The organism is Flavobacterium ginsengiterrae, from assembly GCF_039539785.1.
Lineage (GTDB): Bacteria > Bacteroidota > Bacteroidia > Flavobacteriales > Flavobacteriaceae > Flavobacterium > Flavobacterium ginsengiterrae.
Genome location: NZ_BAABDU010000003.1, coordinates 711,192 through 730,279, shown reverse-complemented (window position 1 = coordinate 730,279; position 19,088 = coordinate 711,192). Strand labels below are relative to the sequence as shown.

General features: G+C 34.1%; 15 protein-coding genes and 1 tRNA gene. 6 read left to right on the top strand and 10 right to left on the bottom strand.

All coding sequences use genetic code 11. The features are described from left to right. Window positions 1-61: 61 nt before the first annotated feature. Window positions 62-1,003, bottom strand: coding sequence for a ribose-phosphate pyrophosphokinase (locus ABD859_RS06050; protein ID WP_345141633.1), 942 nt, complete (start codon window positions 1,001-1,003; stop codon window positions 62-64). A 290-nt stretch (window positions 1,004-1,293) separates the two neighbouring features. On the opposite strand from ABD859_RS06050, the gene ABD859_RS06045 reads away from it, so the two are divergent. Beyond that, a tRNA-Leu gene (locus ABD859_RS06045) sits at window positions 1,294-1,373 on the top strand. 147 nt (window positions 1,374-1,520) lie between these two features. Here ABD859_RS06045 and ABD859_RS06040 read toward each other — a convergent pair. The 6 genes from ABD859_RS06040 to ABD859_RS06015 all read right to left on the bottom strand — a co-directional run bounded on the left by ABD859_RS06040 (window position 1,521) and on the right by ABD859_RS06015 (window position 9,277). Further along, window positions 1,521-1,991 (bottom strand): OsmC family protein, encoded by a 471-nt coding sequence (locus tag ABD859_RS06040; RefSeq protein WP_345141631.1) that lies wholly within the window; start codon window positions 1,989-1,991, stop codon window positions 1,521-1,523. Window positions 1,992-2,160: 169 nt separating this feature from the next. Next, entirely contained in the window at window positions 2,161-3,345 is a 1,185-nt protein-coding gene (locus tag ABD859_RS06035) for an aldose epimerase family protein (RefSeq protein ID WP_345141629.1), read from the bottom strand. Between the two features lie 104 nt (window positions 3,346-3,449). Continuing rightward, complete coding sequence (gene araA / locus ABD859_RS06030; RefSeq protein ID WP_345141627.1) at window positions 3,450-4,958, bottom strand: L-arabinose isomerase; 1,509 nt, start codon at window positions 4,956-4,958, stop codon at window positions 3,450-3,452. 165 nt (window positions 4,959-5,123) lie between these two features. Next, window positions 5,124-5,825, bottom strand: a complete 702-nt coding sequence (locus tag ABD859_RS06025; RefSeq protein WP_345141625.1) for an L-ribulose-5-phosphate 4-epimerase — start codon at window positions 5,823-5,825, stop codon at window positions 5,124-5,126. Beyond that, complete coding sequence (locus tag ABD859_RS06020; RefSeq protein WP_345141623.1) at window positions 5,809-7,500, bottom strand: ribulokinase; 1,692 nt, start codon at window positions 7,498-7,500, stop codon at window positions 5,809-5,811. Before ABD859_RS06020 ends, ABD859_RS06025 begins: the two co-directional genes overlap by 17 nt. Window positions 7,501-7,732: 232 nt before the next feature. Next, complete coding sequence (locus ABD859_RS06015; protein WP_345141620.1) at window positions 7,733-9,277, bottom strand: alpha-N-arabinofuranosidase; 1,545 nt, start codon at window positions 9,275-9,277, stop codon at window positions 7,733-7,735. A 565-nt stretch (window positions 9,278-9,842) separates the two neighbouring features. On the opposite strand from ABD859_RS06015, the gene ABD859_RS06010 reads away from it, so the two are divergent. Beyond that, the gene (locus ABD859_RS06010) at window positions 9,843-10,532 is read left to right on the top strand and encodes an NUDIX hydrolase (RefSeq protein ID WP_073408252.1); all 690 of its coding nucleotides are present in this window, start codon (window positions 9,843-9,845) and stop codon (window positions 10,530-10,532) included. Window positions 10,533-10,827: 295 nt separating this feature from the next. Here the strand turns inward: ABD859_RS06010 and ABD859_RS06005 are convergent, their stop codons facing one another. Beyond that, window positions 10,828-11,826, bottom strand: coding sequence for a GntR family transcriptional regulator (locus tag ABD859_RS06005; protein ID WP_345141616.1), 999 nt, complete (start codon window positions 11,824-11,826; stop codon window positions 10,828-10,830). A 102-nt stretch (window positions 11,827-11,928) separates the two neighbouring features. Here ABD859_RS06005 and ABD859_RS06000 point away from each other — a divergent pair, with 102 nt between their 5' ends. The 4 genes from ABD859_RS06000 (at window position 11,929) to ABD859_RS05985 (ending at window position 17,177) form a co-directional block, all read left to right on the top strand. Next, window positions 11,929-12,984 (top strand): aldose epimerase family protein, encoded by a 1,056-nt coding sequence (locus ABD859_RS06000; RefSeq protein WP_345141613.1) that lies wholly within the window; start codon window positions 11,929-11,931, stop codon window positions 12,982-12,984. A gap of 19 nt (window positions 12,985-13,003) precedes the next feature. After that, entirely contained in the window at window positions 13,004-14,164 is a 1,161-nt protein-coding gene (gene galK / locus ABD859_RS05995) for a galactokinase (protein ID WP_345141610.1), read from the top strand. Window positions 14,165-14,178: 14 nt separating this feature from the next. Next, complete coding sequence (locus tag ABD859_RS05990) at window positions 14,179-15,240, top strand: UDP-glucose--hexose-1-phosphate uridylyltransferase (protein ID WP_345141607.1); 1,062 nt, start codon at window positions 14,179-14,181, stop codon at window positions 15,238-15,240. 251 nt (window positions 15,241-15,491) lie between these two features. Continuing rightward, complete coding sequence (locus ABD859_RS05985) at window positions 15,492-17,177, top strand: sodium/sugar symporter (protein ID WP_345141605.1); 1,686 nt, start codon at window positions 15,492-15,494, stop codon at window positions 17,175-17,177. 72 nt (window positions 17,178-17,249) lie between these two features. Here ABD859_RS05985 and ABD859_RS05980 read toward each other — a convergent pair whose 3' ends face one another. Continuing rightward, complete coding sequence (locus tag ABD859_RS05980) at window positions 17,250-17,648, bottom strand: helix-turn-helix domain-containing protein (RefSeq protein ID WP_345141604.1); 399 nt, start codon at window positions 17,646-17,648, stop codon at window positions 17,250-17,252. Window positions 17,649-17,790: 142 nt separating this feature from the next. Then, window positions 17,791-19,041: an NAD(P)/FAD-dependent oxidoreductase gene (locus tag ABD859_RS05975; RefSeq protein WP_345141602.1), complete on the bottom strand. Its 1,251-nt coding sequence runs from the start codon at window positions 19,039-19,041 to the stop codon at window positions 17,791-17,793. Window positions 19,042-19,088 lie beyond the last annotated feature (47 nt).

The window sequence follows — 19,088 nt, the reverse complement described above, 5'->3', positions numbered from 1 at the left end:
AAATATAGTTATTAAATAAATATTCTTCTTTAAAATGCTATAAATGCTTTTAAGCAGTTTATTACATTATAAATTTCCCACTAATGGAATTGTTGTGGTGCACCATGTGCATAACTTCTGCAAAAAGAGGCGCACAACTCACTACTCTAATTTTGTCTGAATGTCTCTTTAACGGAATAGAATCGGTTACAATTAATTCAGTCAATTTTGAGTTTTCAATTTTTTCATACGCACCGCCAGATAATATAGCATGTGTACAAATTGCTCTTACACTTAGTGCTCCTTTCTCAATCATAAGGTCGGCAGCTTTTGCTAAAGTTCCTCCTGTATCGATCATGTCGTCTACTAAGATTACGTTACGACCTTTAACTTCACCAATCAATTCCATAGTGTCGATAACGTTTGCTGCTTTTCTTTGTTTGTAACAGATTACTACATCTGATTCTAAAAACTTAGAGTAAGCATAAGCTCTTTTTGAACCTCCCATGTCTGGAGATGCAATAGTTAAATTTTCTAAATTTAAACTTTGCACGTAAGGCAAAAAGATTGTAGATGCAAATAAATGATCTACTGGTTTTTCAAAGAATCCCTGAATTTGATCTGCATGCAAATCCATTGTCATGATTCTTGTTGCTCCTGCAGCAGTTAATAGGTTTGCTACTAACTTGGCTCCAATTGGAACTCTTGGTTTGTCTTTTCTATCTTGTCTTGCCCAACCAAAATAAGGCATAACAGCTGTAATGTGTCTTGCTGATGCGCGTTTTGCCGCATCAATCATCAACAACAATTCCATCAGATTATCTGCACTTGGAAAAGTCGAACATACGATAAAAACTCGTAATCCTCTTATTGATTCTTCGTAAGACGGCTGAAATTCTCCGTCGCTATACGTTGACATCGTTACTTTTCCTAACGGAATTCCGTAATCTGCAGCAATCTTTTCTGCTAGATAAACACTTTGTGAACAAGCAAAAATTTTAGCTTCTGGTTCTAGGTGCGACATTGTAATGTGTTGTTTTTGCTCCGCTGTACGCTGCACAATTTGGCTTTATCTTTTAAATAAAGCAAAATACGCATAAATACCTCGGATGTAGTTAGTTGTGTGTGCTTCGTTTTAACGAGCTGCAAATTTATAAAATTAATCGAACACTGAAAGTAAATATTTGAGATTTTTTAGTAGAATTTTTAATTTTATTTTTTACATTTGCACCGTGTTAAAGGAATGACGCCATTTATGACTTCATTCTATTGCGTTAAAATAATTGATTTATCATTATTTTATTCGTCTGCTAAGCCCGGATGGCGGAATTGGTAGACGCGCTGGTCTCAAACACCTGTGGGAAACCGTGCCGGTTCGACTCCGGCTCCGGGTACAAAAACCTCTTCTTAACGGAAGAGGTTTTTTTCGTTTTTATACTATATGATTTAACCGCAAAGAACGCAAGGAAAAATGCGCAAAGGTCCGCAAAGATTTAAATAAAACTTTGCGGACCTTTGTAAAAACCTAGCGCTCTTTGCGGTTAAGCCACCTCACAACTCGCATTATGCAAAACCGGAAAATTGCACGAATTTGCTATAAAACACAATTGATTTGCTTTTGTATGCAGTTCTAAAGCCAGATCTATTTTATCTGAGTTTACAATTGTAACTTTTGGATATAAACGAACCTCAACAAAACGTCCGCTTCCATCTGGATTTACTTCTAAAATTCCTTCGGCGTTATCTGAATATTCTAAAACTTCAATTCCGTTTTGAGAACAGACGTATAAATAGGACATCATATGGCAGGAAACCAAACTGCTTAATAGCAAATCTTCCGGATTATATAATTCCGGATCACCTTTAAAAGCTTTTGCTGCAGAAATATCTAAAACTTGTTTTCCTTCAATTTTGATTTGATGGGTTCTGCTGTAGAATTTCTTAGATGATTCTTCTGGATTTTGTTTTGAAGTCCAGTTTAATTTTACTTTGAATAAATGTTTGAATGCCATAATTGTTTTTTTTCTGCCACTAATTACACGAATTTACACAAATCATGATAGTTAAATTTAAATTAGTCCTAATTTGTAAAATTCAAGGCAAAAACTGCCAATAAAAAAACCTCGAAAGGATTACTTTCGAGGTTTTCTAGAGAACTAAACTAATAAACAAATTCTAAAACTATTTTATAACCGAGAATTTAAAAGTAGTTTTAGTTTTATAATTTTCCCCAGGATTTAAAACCGTTGTTGGGAAGTTTTTCTGGTTTGGAGAATCTGGGTAATGTTCTGTTTCTAAACATAATCCGGTTCTGTGAGCAAAAGTTCCTCCGTTTGGCATTGACAATGTTCCATCAAGGAAATTTCCAGAGTAAAACTGAACTCCAGGTTCGTCTGTCGTCATTTCCATAACTCTTCCGCTGGCTGCGTGGTATACTTTTGCAATGATTGTTTTTCCTTTTTCAGGATTGTTCAACACCCAGCAGTGATCGTAACCTTTTCCTCTTTCTAGCTGCTCGTTTTTAACTGCAATATCTTTTCCAATTAATTTTGGTTTTCTAAAATCGAAAGGCGTATTGGCAACATCATCTAATTTTCCTGTCGGAATTAAAGTGGCATCAACTGGAACTAATTTATCTGCATTTAAAGTCAATTCGTGATCTAAGATTGTTTTCGTAAAATCTCCTGATAAATTGAAATAAGAATGTTGTGTCAAATTCACAACCGTTTTCTTATCTGTTGTAGCTTCATACAAAACTTCCAACTGATTATCATTTGTCAAAGTATAAGTCACGAAAACCTTTAAATTTCCTGGATAACCTTCTTCCATATCTTTACTTAAATACGAAAGTTTTAAAGTTGCCGTATCGCCAGATTTAGTTTCATCTGCTTTCCAAACTACGTTAAAATAACCTTGAGGCCCACCGTGCAAAGCATTTGGAGCATTGTTAATTGCTAATTGATATTCTTTTCCGTCAAGCGAAAATTTTCCTTTAGCAATTCTATTTCCGTATCTTCCGATCAAAGCCCCAAAAAATGGATTCTCTTTTTCGTATTGTGCCAAAGAATTAAAACCAATTACCACATTTTCAGAAACACCTTCTTTATTTGGCACTTTCAAATCGGTAATTCTTCCTCCAAAAGTGATGATATCTACTTCCATCCCATTTTGGTTTTTCAGTTTATAACTATCTACTTTTTCACCTTTAGCGGTTGTTCCGTATTCTGATTTTTCGATTGTAACTGCTGCTTTTTTATCCGAAGAAACTGTAGCTTCATCCATTTTTTTATCGTTTTTGCATTGAACTGAAATTGCAGCCAGACTTAACAGGCTTATCCCAAAAACACAACGTTTTAATACATTCATAAATAATATTTTTTGGTTTGTAAAAAGTAAAATGTGAGATGTTAAAGTCTAAAAATAACAAAAAAACTTTGAATCTTTGTCTCTTTGAACCTTTGTATCTTTAGTTACAATCCATGTTGAAACAAATGAAAGTATGCTTCGTTGGCATTGATTTTATCTTTAAACTCTCTTACCGTTGTTTTTTCATCAATAACCAATAATTCGATTCCTGCAATGTCCGCAAGATCTTCCATATATTCTGTTGTAATTGACTGGCTGTAAACTGTATGATGCGCTCCTCCAGCTAAAATCCAAGCTGTTGCTGCGATATCAAGGTTTGGTTTACAATCCCATAAAACTCTTGCAACTGGTAATTTAGGTAATTCTGCCATTGGTTTAACCGCTGTAACTTCGTTCACGATCAAACGGAAACGAGTTCCCATATCAACCAAAGAAACATTGATAGCATCACCTGCAGGCGAGTTGAATACCAAACGAGCCGGATCTTCTTTTCCTCCAATTCCTAATGGATGTACTTCACAAGAAGGTTTTCCGTCAGCGATTGATGGACAGATTTCTAACATGTGAGATCCTAAAACGTATGATTTTTGTGGTGTGAAATGGTACGTGTAATCTTCCATGAAAGAAGTTCCGCCTTCCAAACCAACACACATTACTTTTAATGCTCTTACCATTGCAGCGGTTTTCCAGTCTCCTTCTCCACCAAAACCATAACCATCGGCCATTAATCTTTGTGTTGCGATTCCTGGTAATTGTTTCCAAACGCCAAGGTTTTCAAAAGTATCTGTAAAAGCACCAAAACCTCCTTCTTCAAGGAAAGCTCTTAATCCTAATTCGATTTTTGCTGCTTCAACTAATGAACTTCTTTGTGCTCCGCCTTCTTTTAAAGAATCGGTTAAATTGTATGAAGACTCATAAACTGCTAATAAATCATTTAATTCTTTGTCTGTTACTTTCTCGATATGTTTAGTCACATCTGAAGAATCGTATCCGTTAACTGACATTCCGAAACGAATTTGCGCTTCTACTTTATCGCCTTCTGTAACGGCAACTTCACGCATATTGTCTCCAATACGAGCTACTTTTAAGTTTTGCAATTCATCCCAACCTAAAACCACTCTAGACCAGATTCCTAATTTTTTCTGAACTCTTTCGTCTTCCCAATGTCCAACTACAACTTTACGTTTTTTACGTAATCTTGACATGATAAAACCGAATTCACGATCACCGTGAGCTGACTGATTTAAGTTCATGAAATCCATGTCGATGCTTCCCCACGGAATTTCAGCGTTGTATTGTGTATGTAAATGACATAATGGTTTTTTAAGGATATTTAATCCGCCAATCCACATTTTTGCTGGTGAAAAAGTGTGCATCCAAGCGATAATTCCAATACAGTTTTTAGCTGAGTTTGCTGCTAAACAAACATCTAAAATCTGCGAAGGAGATTTCACAACATCTTTATAAACCACTTTTACTGGAATCGAAGATGAAGCATCTAATCCTTTTGCGATAATCTGTGAATGTTCTGCTACTTTTCTAAGTGTTTCTTCACCGTATAATTCCTGGCTTCCTACTACAAACCATACTTCTTTTTGAGAAATGTCTATCATGTCTTTATTTTTGTTTCAGGTTTTCTTTGTTTCAGGTTTCAAGTTGTTGAAACGTCGAAAATCTTTGTTATGAATTGTTTATTTTTTGTTTTTCTTATTTCAGGTTTTAGGTTTCACGTTCCAACAACTTGAAACAAACAAAAACCTGAAACCTGAAACTAAAAATTATTGTCCGTAATATGAATCTTTTCCGTGTTTGCGGTTGTAATGTTTCTTTATTAATGAATCTTTTAATCTTGGTGCGTTCGGGTTTATCTGTAAAGTCAGGTACGCCATTTCTGCCACAACTTCTAAAACTTTACTATTATAAACCGCTTTTGCTGCGTTTTTTCCCCATGCAAATGGACCGTGATTTCCAATCAAAATCATTTCTACTTCTTCGTACGAAAGATTTTTTTCTTTGAAACAATCCAAAATCTGGATTCCGGTATTGTGTTCGTAGTTTCCTTCAATTAAATGATCTGCCATTGGCGGCGCACACGGAATATCTGCCGTTAAATGATCGGCATGCGTTGTTCCGAAAATCGGAATATCCTGCTGCGATTGTGCCCAAGCCACAGAATACGTTGCGTGTGTATGTGCAACACCACCAATATTTGGCCAGTTTTTGTATAAATAGGCATGCGTTTTAGTGTCAGATGACGGACGCAGGTTTCCCTCAATCACATTATTATCGAAATCTACGATTACAATATCTTCAGGTTTTAAATCTTCATAAGGAACACCGCTTGGTTTAATGGCAAAAACACCATTTTTTCTGTCCACAGCGCTCACATTTCCAAAAGTATAAACCACAAGATTCAATGCATTTAACTGCATATTGGCCTCGTAGCATTCTTGTTTTAAATCTTTATAAAGAGAACTCATTTTGAGAAATTTTAATAGTTGGATCAGCGAAAACGCTTAATTGTTCGTAAGCTAAAAGCAGTTTATGATACGCTTCTACTTTATCTGTCTGCGGGAAATATTCTCCGTCAAAATCACTTCCTATTTTCTGGCTTGCTTCGATTACGTTTGGATAAATTCCCGCTGCAACAGCTGCGTAAATTGCCGCGCCTAAAGCAGGAGTTTGATCTGAAGCTGCAATTTTAATTGGCTTGTTCAAGACATTCGCCAAAGTCTGCATGATAAAAGGAGATTTACGGGCAACACCACCAATTCCGATTACGCTGTCGATTTTTACTCCTTCTTCTTCAAAACGGTCTACGATTTTCTTCGCTCCAAAACAAATTGCGTTTACTAAAGCTTTGAAAACATGAGGTGCTTTTGTTCCTAAAGAAAGGTTTGAAATCGCACTTTTTACTTCCTGATTGGCATCTGGAGTTCTTCTTCCGTTAATCCAGTCTAAGGCAATTGGAAGACTTTCTGAAACTGGAATTTTCTCTGCTTCTTTTGTCAGTTCTACAATCAATTTATCGCTGAATTCCTCTCTTAATTGTTCTTTTTGAGTTTCATTTAAAACAGAAGAAGAACCTAATAAATGTTCCGTCGGCCACATCAATAATTCTTTGTACCAAGCCAATAAATCACCAAAAGCAGATTGTCCTGCTTCAAGACCAATAAAGCCTGGAATTACAGATCCATCGACTTGTCCGCAGATTCCGCGAACAGTTTTTCTTCCAACCTCATCATAAGAACCAACCAGAATATCGCAAGTTGAAGTTCCCATAACGCGAACTAAAGTATTCTCTTCAATTTTTGCTCCAACTGCTCCAGAATGTGCGTCAAAAGTTCCAACAGCAATAATAGTTTCTGTTGAAAGTCCTAAACGATCTGCCCATTCTTTGCTTAATTTTCCAGCTGATAAATCAGAAGTATACGTTTCATCATATAAATTGCCACGAAGCTGTGCCAAATAGGGATGTAATTTTTCTAAGAATTCAACCGGCGGTAATCCGTTCCAGTCAGTATGCCACATTGCTTTGTGACCCGCTGCGCAACGGCTTCTTTTGAAGGTTTTTAAATCTTTATTTTCAATTAATAAATACGTCATTAAATCGCAGTGCTCCATCCAAGTGTGCGCTGCATTTCTAACCGCTTCGTCTTGTCTTGCAATGTGAAGGATTTTTGCCCAAAACCATTCAGACGAGTAAATTCCTCCAACATATTTTGTTACATCTTCTCCGCCCCAGCTTACTGCCAGTTCGTTGATTTCGTTTGCTTCATTGATTGAAGTATGATCTTTCCATAAAACCATCATCGCATTTGGGTTTTCTTCAAAACCTTTTGTCAATGCCAATGGTGTTCCATCTTTGGTAACCGGAACCGGAGAAGATCCTGTTGTATCAATACAAATTCCTTTTATTAATGAAGGATCAACTTTACTTTCTTTTACAACATTTTGAATCGTGATTTCCAATCCTTCAATATGATCCAAAGGATGCTGGCGAAACTGATTTATAGCCGCGTCACAATATTGCTTGTTTTTCCATCTTTTGTAATGAGAAACATTCGATGCCAGCTCCTGCCCGTTTTCTGCGTCAATAAGCACCGCTCGAACAGAATCTGTTCCGTAGTCCAATCCTATTACGTAATTTTTCATTTCTAAACTTAATTGGTTAAATAATTGACAAATATAAAGATTATAATTTTATAAGTGTACAAAAAACACTTAATTGAAATTGCATAATTCATTTTTACTAAAAATGCATCAAAACAGCATTTTAGCTTTAATTCAAAAAATAAATGTTATGAATACATTTATAAGACTGCGATTATTTCATTTAAAATGCATAAGTCACATCTGCCCGAAAAAATTTTAATGTATTTAAATGTTATTTTCCTTCTAAAACCAATACCGAAAATGGCGGAATTGTAATTTCTAACTTCCCTTTCTTGTTTTCAAAACTTTTAAAAGCAGCAGGAACAATTTTATTTGGGTTTTCGAAAGAGTTATAATCCTGAAGTTTTGAAGCCGTAATTATACTTGCTGTATAGTTTTTAGCGCCAAGCGAAGCCACATCAATTTCGACTTTGTTTTTGTTTATGGCATCGACATTCACTAATGAAATATGAACCAATCCGTTGGCATCTTTTGAAGCCGAAGCCGAAACTGCTGGAATACTTTGTCCGTTAAAAGTATACAATGGTGCTTTAAATTCAATTGGAATCAGTTTTGCATCTTGGTGCACACTGTACATTTTCATGACATGATACGTTGGCGTTGTAATCATTTTGGCTTTGTCCGTTAAGATTACAGCCTGAAGCACATTTACGCACTGCGCCAGATTTGCCATTTTTACACGATCTGCATGATTATTGAAAATATTTAAAGTCGCTCCTGCCAAAACTGCATCTCTCATAGTATTCTGCTGATATAAAAATCCGGGATTTGTTCCTTTTTGAACGTCATACCATCCGCCCCATTCGTCTACAATCATGGCTACTTTTTTCTCAGGATCGTATTTGTCCATAATTGCGGCATGTTTTGTAACCAACTCTTCCATTTTTAAAGCAGACTGCATCGTAAGGAAGTATTCTTTTTCTGTAAAAGCGACATCTGCTCCTTTATTATTCCAGTCGATAACGGCGTAATGATGCACTCCAACGCCTCCAAGCATATTAAGAGGAATGTTTTTCATTAAAGTTTCTGTCCAGTTATAATCAGAACTATTGGCTCCGGAAGCGATTCTGGTAAGACCTCCCGTATTGCTCCAATCTGACATAAACGTGGCAAACTTGCGGTATTCATTAGCATAATAATCTGCCGTCATATTACCGCCGCAACCCCACGCTTCGTTACCGATTCCCCAGTATTTTACTTTCCAAGGTTCTGTTCTTCCGTTTTTCTTTCGCAAATCGCTCATCGGACTTTTGCCTCCAAAATTGGTGTACTGAACCCAATCGGCTAATTCCTGAACAGTGCCACTCCCTACGTTTCCAGACAAATACGGTTCTGCACCAAGCAATTCGCACATGTTAAGAAAATCGTGTGTTCCAAAACTGTTATCTTCTGTAACGCCTCCCCACCATTGGTTTACAATTGTAGGACGCTGATTTTGTGGACCAACTCCGTCTTTCCAATGATATGTATCGGCAAAACAACCTCCCGGCCATCTTAAATTTGGAATTTTTAAATCTTTAAGAGCTTTAATAATATCATTTCTAACTCCGTTTGTGTTGGGAATTTTTGAGGTATCTCCAACAAAAAAACCGCCATAAATACATCGGCCTAAATGTTCGGCAAAATGACCGTAAATGTTCTTGTTAATTATTGGTGCGGCTGGATCGTTTTTTATTGCAATAGCGACAGATTCTTTTTGCGCAGAAATAGTTTGAATACAAATTGTAACAAACAATAGCAGGAGTTTTTTTTTCATAGTCTATAGTGGTTTGTGACTTTTAGAAAAGTAAGGATGATTAGTTATAAGTTTTCTTTGATTATTATTTTCTTTAATACATATAAAAAAATAAGTGTTTGTTTAACATTTGTAAATTTAAATAAAAAAAAGCCTCAAAAACAAATAAAAATCGCAAAACAACTGGTTGCAAAAAACAGATTTGATAATTATATATTTGAAAAACTCAGCAAACAAAGGAGTTTTATATGGCAGGAAGTTTTTCACAGAAAGTTTAAAAATTATAAATTCTACAAAAAACCATAAAGAATACAGCTTTTATAACACTTTTACAGAGTCAAAATTTTACTAAAATAAAATTTACAACTCGTATATCAATTCTCTTTAAAATGTTTATACCTTTGATCCGGATTTTGGTCGTTTATTTTGTAAGAAAAACAAAAAGAAATACTGTTTTTTAAATTGCCGAATCGAATTGTTAAAACTTCTTATTTTTATAAGCATAATTTACATAAGTGTAAAAGACACATTAATAAATTATGAAACATTTTAGGAAGTTTATATCTTTACCAATAAATTATTGAATATGTTAAACAGTTATAGTTCTGCTGATAAGGTTTTACTGGCGGTAGATTGTATTATCTTCGGATTTGACAGCGAAGGTTTGAAGATTCTTTTAATCAAAAGAGATTTTGAGCCTGAAAAAGGAAAATGGTCTTTGATTGGGGGATTTTTAAAACGCGACGAAGTTTTAGATGATGCAGCTATTAGAATCTTGAACACTTATACTGGTCTAAACGATATCTACATGGAGCAGTTATATGCTTACAGTGAAATTGATCGTGACCCGGTAGAAAGAACAATTTCGGTTTCGTATTTTGCTTTAATTAATATCGAAAATCATAACGCAGAATTAATTAGAAATTATCATGCAGAATGGTTTCCTATTAATGATGCACCAAATTTAATTTTTGACCACAACGAAATGGTCGATAATGCCATTAAAAGACTTCGATACAAAACTTCAATAAAACCTATTGGATTTGAATTGCTTCCTGAAAAATTTACCATGCGTCAGCTTTTAGAATTGTATGAAGCTATTTTGAGTAAAGAATTAGATAAAAGAAATTTCATCAGCAAAATCAATTCTTTAGAAATTTTAAACAAGCTTGAAGAAAAAGATATGCAGTCATCCAGAAAAGGATCTTATCTGTATACTTTTAATAAAGAAAAATACGAGGAAAAATTATTAAATAACTTTTCTCTAAACTTATAAAAAAACAAAACCCTGAAATCCACAACTTTCAGGGTTTTTTCTTCAATAAAACTACTATTAAAAAAAATAAACAAAATTTTTTATCTTTTAACCTTGTCAAAGCGATCATTATGAACACTAATCGCTGAAACAATAATAAGTGTAAAATTTACATTTGCAAATGTAAGCAAAATAAATGTTCAAAAACAAGAAATAGTATTTTTATTTTTTTAATTAACAAATAAGCGTTTTTTGAAACAAAAATGGGTTTCACTGTTATATTATTAATCTGTTTCTAAAATTCTTTATCAAATCCTTAAAGCGAATTTCTTATTATAAGCGAAGATTTGTTCTCAATTTGTTCTTTCTTGTTTTTCAAAACCATTTCAGCAAGGATTTTTCCCATGGCTTCAAAATGAGTTGAGATGGTTGTAATGCCATTCGCCGCAATTTTTTTCAAAGGCGTTTCATTATACGATATAATACCAAAATCTGAACCTAGTTTTAAATTCTTCTCTGCTGCACTTTCGATTACACGAACCAAATCACGATCATTTGGAATTATATACAAATCTCCTTCGGTTATTTCTCTGTTTGTAAATTCGGTTATTATTTCAGATTGAAAGTTATATTCAGTGCAAAAATCCTCAAAACCCAGTTTCATGCCAAGCGGCTCACGAAATCCCGGGAAAATTAAAACCAATTTTTTGTATTTACTTAATCTTTCAATTCCCTTTTGCAGTCCTTCAAAAATATCTTTTTGATGATTTTGATAAATTGCCGGATAGGATTTTAAATCAAGATTGGTCTGGTCGAGTATAAATACATCACCTACTGGTAGGGTTTTTATTGAAGAAACGATATCTTTTAAGTTTGTAGGCATTAAAATGTATTTGGTATAATTTCCGTTACTGTCGTTTATTAGTTTTTGAAAAACCTGACTATTGAAATGATGAAAGAAAATATCAACCTGAACATTTTTGCCAATGTTGTTTAAAAAAGAGTTATAAATGTCTTCTTTAAAAATATTGAGCTCATCAAAAAGTAAAAAAATCTTCTGTTTTATAGTGATTTCAACGCTTTTAACATAATATCCCTTTCCCGGAATGGCATAAATAATACCTCTTTTTTTCAGTTCTTCATAAGCCAGCAAGACTGTATCTCGGGATAATGAAAATGCCAGACAGACTTTATTTACAGAAGGAAGACGGTCTCCTTTTCTCAATTTTTCTTCTTCAATTGCTTTTTCTATTGAAAGAATAATCTGCTTATATTTTGGCAGACCAATGTTGTTTTGGATTGAAATTATATTCATCTGTAAATAGAATTTTTGTGCAATATACAAAAACTGGTAGGTACTGGTATGTAAAAATAAAGATTGTTTCTATTTTTGAATTTCACTATTGGCAAAATTTATATGGAAATAAAACATAAATCGCATTTTCAGGAAACTTCTAATTCTAAATCTTTTGGTTTTATGCCAGATAATGAAGAAATCTTTTCTTTTGAATTATCGAACAAAAACGGAATGAAGGTTCAGATTATTAATTACGGAGCCACTGTAACTTCTTTAGAAATTCCAACTTCTGAAGGAAAGCTTGTTGATGTCGTTTTGGGTTTTGATTCTCTTTCTTCGTATTTAGAATCTTATTTTCTGCCAAGTGCTCCTTATTTTGGAACAACGGTTGGCCGATATGCAGGCCGAATCAATAAAGGAAGTTTTACGTTAAACGGAAAAACATACGAGCTAACCAAAAATAATAACAGCAACTCGCTTCATGGCGGTAATACCGGTTTTGGAAAAAAAGTATGGAATGTTACCAATTTAACTTCTGGCGAAAATCCTTCTATAACTTTTAGCCTTTTAAGCGAAAATCTGGATGAAAATTATCCGGGAGAATTACAAGTTGATTTAACTTATACGCTTACTGAAGAAAATGAACTAAAGCTGACTTACACAGCGGTTTCAACAGAAGATACTGTTATAAATTTAACGCATCATAGCTATTTTAATCTTGACGGACATAATTCAACTGTTTTAGATCAACAGATTTTTATTGATGCCGAAAAAATGCTGGAAACTAATCACGAAAATATTCCAACAGGAAAATTTACTGATCTTACCAATCATGATTTTGATTTTAGAATTCAAAAAAATTGTCCGGCATCTATCGACAATTCATTTGTCATAAATCAGACAAATAATGTCGCTGCGGTTTTATTCAGCTCAAAAAATAATTTAAAAATGAGTGTTTACACCAATCAGCCAAGTGTACATATATATGTAGGCGGCAATTGTTTTGATGTACTAAAAGGAAAAAATGACGCCGTTTATCATAAAACAAGCGGTATTTGTTTTGAAACTCAAAATTTTCCAGATGCGCCAAATCAGTCACATTTTCCTAATTCTGTTTTGAAAAAAGGTGAAGAATATAAACAGCAGACTGTTTATAAATTCGAAAATATCAACTAAACCAACCAATTACATAATAATGAATGATCTTTTAATACAAAATACTACTTCTTTTTTTGAAAAGTCTTTTGGATCTAAGCCAGAAAAAGTAGTGCTTTCTCCAGGAAGAATAAATATTATTGGAGAACATATTGATTATAACGACGGTTTTGTTCTTCCGGCAGCGATTGACAAAGTAATTTGCTTTGCTTTTGAAAAAAACAATTCGAAAAAATCTAAAATATTCGCAATCGACTTAAACGAAGAGTTTGAAATTGATTTAACTCAGGAAGTAAAACTAAGCGATATTGTCTGGACAAATTACATTCGCGGCGTAATTAAACAATTACAAGATAAAGGATTTGAATTTGACGGATTTAATTGTGTTTTTAGCAGCAACATTCCGGTGGGTTCCGGATTATCATCTTCGGCAGCTTTAGAGTGCGGTATGATTTTCGGAATTAAACAGCTTTTTGATTTAAAAATCGAAAAACTTGATATAGCATTATTAGGACAAAAAGCAGAACACTGGGTTGGTATTAACTGCGGTATCATGGATCAGTTCTCAAGTGTTCATGGTCTTGAAAACAAGGTAATAAAACTGGATTGTAATACGCTGGATTTTGAATATCACAATGCTGATTTTAAAGATTACTCACTGGTTTTATTTGACAGTAATGTAAAACATTCTCTTTTTACATCTGAATACAACACGCGCAGAATCGAGTGTGAAAAGGGTTTATCGATTATTAAAGAGAATTTTTCTGAAGTAAAAAGTTTTAGAGACTGCTCTGAAGAACAGCTTTTAAGCATTCAGGATAAAATGGATGCGACGGTTTTTAAAAGAGTGCATTTTGTTGTAAAAGAAATTAACCGTGTTATAAAAGCCTGCGAAGCGCTTGATAAAGGCGATATAGAACTTTTAGGACAATTGCTTTTTGAAACGCATCATGGTTTGTCTCAGGAATATGAGGTAAGCTGCGACGAATTAGATATGCTGGTTGACACTGCAAAAGCAGATGAAAATGTTGTAGGTTCTCGTGTTATGGGAGGTGGTTTTGGAGGGTGCACCATAAATTTAATTAAAAAAGGTCATGAAAATGAGGTAAAACGTAAGTTTTCGAATCTTTATTTAAATACATTTGGGATTGAATTAAAATTTTATGACGTAAAAGTCTCAAACGGAACAACATTACTTTAATACCCAACCAACCAATGAAAAATTTTGACATTAACGAAGATCCACACAGACGTTTTAATCCTTTAATTAATGAATGGGTTTTGGTTTCACCTCATCGTGCAAAACGCCCTTGGCAGGGACAAAACGAGGTGATTTCTGCCGAAACACTTCCTAAACATGATCCAAACTGTTATTTATGCCCGGGCAATGTTCGCGCAAACGGAGTAAATAATCCTGCATACAAAAACAGTTTTGTGTTTGATAATGATTTTGCTGCTTTAAAACAAGACGAAATCATTTTTGAGGAAGATATTAAACATACATTCTTTAAGGCAGAACCAGAACAAGGAATCTCACGAGTGGTTTGTTTTTCACCAAGACACGATTTAACGCTTCCCGAAATGGAAGTTTCTGATATCGAAAACATTGTTAAAACATGGCAGAAAGAATACGCAGAATTAGGAAGCATTAAATACATCAACCACGTTCAGATTTTTGAAAACAAAGGAAGTGTTATGGGCTGCAGTAACCCGCATCCGCATGGACAAATCTGGGCGCAGTCATCATTACCAACTCAGGTTGAAAAAACGCATAACAGTTTAAAATCTTATTACGAAAAAAACAAAAGAACATTATTAGAAGATTATGTTCAGGCCGAATTAAAAGTAGGAACCCGTATTGTAATTGAAAATGATCATTTTGTGGCTTTAGTTCCGTTTTGGGCAATCTGGCCTTATGAAACGATGATTGTAAGCAAAAGAGCCATAAGCAAAATCACCGATTTTACTGCCGAAGAAGTTACGGCTTACTCGAAAATTTTAAGACAGTTAACGATTAAATACGATAATTTATTCAGCACATCATTTCCGTATTCTTCAGGAATTCATCAGGCTCCAACAGATGGTATGGATCATCCTGAATGGCATTTCCACATGCATTTTTACCCGCCATTGCTTCGCTCTGCAACTGTAAAAAAATTCATGGTTGGCTATGAAATGATGGGAGAGTCTCAAAGAGACATTACTCCGGAAAAAAGTGCCGAAATTATAAGACAGCAGTCTGATATACATTATAAAAACGAGGTTAATATTCGCTAAATAATAAAAAACTTAAGTCCCTAAATTTAAAATTTAACACAATTGTTTTGTTTATAAATGTAAATAACACATTTACAATGGTCGTTTTTTAAGTTTTTATTTTAAATTTGGCTTTTGTTCTTGTTTTGATAAAAAAATAACAAAATAAAAACACATATTTCATTTTTAACAAGATTACACAACACAATAACCATATTTAAAACTTTAAAACAAACAATCATTTATACTAATTATCTAAAATACTATTAACAATGAACCAAAACCTCGCTTTCGCAGATTATGCGGTTTTTATTATTTATTTCATCGTAGTCTCGGTCTACGGTTATACGGTTTACCGAAAACGTAAACAAGACGAACAAGATGCTAAAGCTTACTTTCTTGCCGAAGGAAATTTAACCTGGTGGGCTATTGGAGCATCATTAATTGCCTCAAACATTTCTGCAGAACAATTTATTGGTATGAGTGGTGAAGGTTTCTTTTTAGGAATTGCAGTTGCTGCTTACGAATGGCTTGCTGCCGTTGCTCTTATAATTGTAGCAGTATGGTTTATTCCTGTTTATCTAAAAAATAAGATTTACACGATGCCACAATTCTTAAAAACACGTTATAATGAATCTACTGCGTTGATTATGGCAGTTTTCTGGTTGTTTTTATATGTTTTTGTAAACTTGACTTCGATTTTATATTTAGGAGCTGTTGCTATTAATGGTCTTGCGGGCGGGGAATATCTTCATGTTATCATGTTAGGATTAGCTGTTTTTGCTTTGTTTATTTCTCTTGGAGGAATGAAAGTTGTAGCTTATACAGACGTTATTCAGGTTGCCGTTTTAATTATTGGAGGTTTGGTAACTTCTTATATTGCGCTTACAACTGTTGGACAATATTTTGGTGTTGGCGAAAATGCAATTGCCGGTTTCAAAGTATTAATGAAAGAAGCTCCGGAACATTTCAAAATGATTATTCCAAAACCAACTGCGACTTCTTCTCAATTAGAAATCGATAAATATTTGACTTTCCCAGGATTATTATCTTACGCTGCAGGTATCTGGATCATCAACTTAAACTATTGGGGATGTAACCAATACATTACACAAAGAGCACTTGGTGCTGATTTACAAACAGCTCGTACAGGAATTTTATTTGCTGGTATGTTAAAATTATTAATGCCGCTTATCGTAATGCTTCCTGGAATTGCAGCTTATGTTTTATACAAAGACGGACATTTACCTCAATTAGTGGGCGGAAAAGATGGTGCTTATTCTGCTGTATTAACTTTCCTTCCTACTGGTTTAAAAGGACTTTCTGTTGCGGCATTAACGGCTGCGATTGTAGCTTCATTAGCAGGAAAAGTGAACAGTATTTCTACAATTTATACTTTAGATATTCATAAAAAATACATCCAGAAAGATGCAGGTGAAAAACAACAAGTAAACATTGGTCGTCTTGCGGTTTTTGCTGCTATGCTTTTAGCTGTATTATTTACATGGAATGATATTTTAGGAATTGGCGGTGTTGGTGGTTTCACTTACATTCAAAAATATACAGGATTTATCAGCCCTGGAGTTTTTGCCATGTTCTTCCTTGGTATGTTCTGGAAAAGAACTACTGGTGCAGCAGCAATCGTGGGTGTAATTTTAGGATTTGTATTATCTGTTTTATTCAACGAATATGCTCCGGCTTTATTTGGAAACGATACACTTTTATATACTGCTTATCCTAACGGAAAAGGAGCTTTTGAAATTCCGTTCCACATTTGTATGGGATTATCATTCTTCTTCACTATGTTAGTGATGATTTTAATGAGTTTTGCAGGACCAAAAGTAAATCCAAAAGCATTTGAAACAGAACCTGGAATGTTTAAAGTTAAACCACAAACTACTGTTTTAATTGTAATTACGTTATTGATTATTATTGCACTATACGTTAAATTCTGGTAATAGAATTTTGATATAAAAACGAAAAAGGATCCTGATTGGGATCCTTTTTTGCTTATTATGTTGAATAAAAATTTATTTCTCTTTAAATAATTTTTCTAAATATTCGACTTTATCTTTTTCAGCCTGAACCAAACGCTCATATAATTCAACAACTTTATCAAGTGGATTAAATGTTGGCTGATATTGAATATTTGAATTCATTGATGCATTATCATAATTATTGATTGTATTTCCAATAATATTGAATATTGCTTCTTCTGAAAAATTCTTAATTCCCTCAACACTTACTCCAAGAGCTTTTGCAACTTCAGCTAATCTTTCTTCATCTACAGTTTCACTATTTTCCATTGCAGATATTGCTTGTTGATTTGTGCCTAAAGCTTGGGCAAGCGCCTCTTGCTTCATGTCTCTTAGTTCACGAATACGACTGATTTTTCGTCCTATATGATTTGGTTTTATAACTGTACTCATAATTCAAAGATAATAATTAAGTATAAAAAGAGAATCTGTATCTTACATAATGGTACTGTAAAAAACCATTTAATACTTTTCAAAACAAACAAATTCCCAATCGAACAAAAATACAACTTTTCAGACATAAAAAAAGCCCTGATTATTCAGGGCTTTGTTCTTTCTGCATATTTAGTAAATACGCCATATTGGCTATTACGTGATCGTGTTTTTTGACAAAAGGATTTTCCTCATTCCAGACATACCCTGCTAAAACCGAACAGATTTTTTCTTTCACATCTGGATTTTCAGGCTGATGGAAGAATAAAGTCTGCAAGTTTCCTGTATACCATTCCTGTACATAAGTTGTGAAAACCGCAATACCGCGTTTCATATATTGTGTAAATTCAACTTCCCAGTCAACAGGAATTCCCTTCGATTCTTTTAAATATAATTTTGCTGCCAGCATTCCAGATTCAGTTGCAAAAGCTACTCCTGATGAAAATACTGGATCTAAAAATTCTGAACTGTTTCCTGTTAAAGCAAAACCGTCGCCATACATTCTTTTTACAGCTCTCGAATAGTTTTCTAATTTAACCGGTTCAAACAAAAATTCAGTTCCGGCAAATCTTTTAATATAATAATCTGATTTCTGGATTGCATTTTTTAAAGCCTCAGCATTATCTTTATTTTCAGAAAGAGAATTAATAAAATCTGTTGGCCCTACAACACCTAAACTCGTATTTCCGTTTGAGAAAGGAATTACCCATAACCAAACTTCGGTTTCAAGAATATCAAATGAAATTTGAGTTCCTTCTTCACCTTCTTCTCTGTTAATATCTTTTACGTGCGTAAAAATCGAAGAATGCGGATCTAATTTTGAAGGAGTATCTAAATCTAAAAGTCTTGGTAAAACACGTCCGTAACCGCTCGAATCGATAATAAAATTGGCGTGAATTTCTTTTAAATTCCCATCTTTATCTTTTACAATAGTTTTAGATTTTTTTCCTTCAAAAGAAACTTCAAGAACTTCAGTTTCAAATTCAAGATCTACACCTTTTCTAACCACTTCCTGAGCCATTGTATTGTCAAAATCAGCACGAGGAACCTGCCAGGTCCAGTCCCAGCCTTCGCCAAATTTTTTGCTGAAATCAAAAACACAAATTTCTTCACCCCGAATAAATCGTGCTCCCAGTTTCTTTTCGAAGTTCATTGCATCAAGAGCGTCAAACAATTCTGCCTCAGCAAAATGATCCATTACTCTAGGAATTAAGCTTTCGCCAACAACAAGTCTCGGGAACTTCTGTTTTTCTACAACTTTTACCTTTACATTGTTTTTATGAAGATACGATGCCGATACGCATCCGGACGGTCCGGCGCCTATTACTAAAACATCTACAAACTCCTTTGTCATAATAAGAATATTATCAATTATTAACCTACATTTGCCATCATCAAAAT

Coding starts and splice junctions, on each gene's coding strand:
- ABD859_RS06050 (WP_345141633.1), bottom strand. CDS start 1,003: ATGTCGCACCTAGAACCAGAAGCTAAAATTTTTGCTTGTTCACAAAGT.
- ABD859_RS06040 (WP_345141631.1), bottom strand. CDS start 1,991: ATGGCATTCAAACATTTATTCAAAGTAAAATTAAACTGGACTTCAAAA.
- ABD859_RS06035 (WP_345141629.1), bottom strand. CDS start 3,345: ATGAATGTATTAAAACGTTGTGTTTTTGGGATAAGCCTGTTAAGTCTG.
- araA (WP_345141627.1), bottom strand. CDS start 4,958: ATGATAGACATTTCTCAAAAAGAAGTATGGTTTGTAGTAGGAAGCCAG.
- ABD859_RS06025 (WP_345141625.1), bottom strand. CDS start 5,825: ATGAGTTCTCTTTATAAAGATTTAAAACAAGAATGCTACGAGGCCAAT.
- ABD859_RS06020 (WP_345141623.1), bottom strand. CDS start 7,500: ATGAAAAATTACGTAATAGGATTGGACTACGGAACAGATTCTGTTCGA.
- ABD859_RS06015 (WP_345141620.1), bottom strand. CDS start 9,277: ATGAAAAAAAAACTCCTGCTATTGTTTGTTACAATTTGTATTCAAACT.
- ABD859_RS06010 (WP_073408252.1), top strand. CDS start 9,843: ATGTTAAACAGTTATAGTTCTGCTGATAAGGTTTTACTGGCGGTAGAT.
- ABD859_RS06005 (WP_345141616.1), bottom strand. CDS start 11,826: ATGAATATAATTTCAATCCAAAACAACATTGGTCTGCCAAAATATAAG.
- ABD859_RS06000 (WP_345141613.1), top strand. CDS start 11,929: ATGGAAATAAAACATAAATCGCATTTTCAGGAAACTTCTAATTCTAAA.
- galK (WP_345141610.1), top strand. CDS start 13,004: ATGAATGATCTTTTAATACAAAATACTACTTCTTTTTTTGAAAAGTCT.
- ABD859_RS05990 (WP_345141607.1), top strand. CDS start 14,179: ATGAAAAATTTTGACATTAACGAAGATCCACACAGACGTTTTAATCCT.
- ABD859_RS05985 (WP_345141605.1), top strand. CDS start 15,492: ATGAACCAAAACCTCGCTTTCGCAGATTATGCGGTTTTTATTATTTAT.
- ABD859_RS05980 (WP_345141604.1), bottom strand. CDS start 17,648: ATGAGTACAGTTATAAAACCAAATCATATAGGACGAAAAATCAGTCGT.
- ABD859_RS05975 (WP_345141602.1), bottom strand. CDS start 19,041: ATGACAAAGGAGTTTGTAGATGTTTTAGTAATAGGCGCCGGACCGTCC.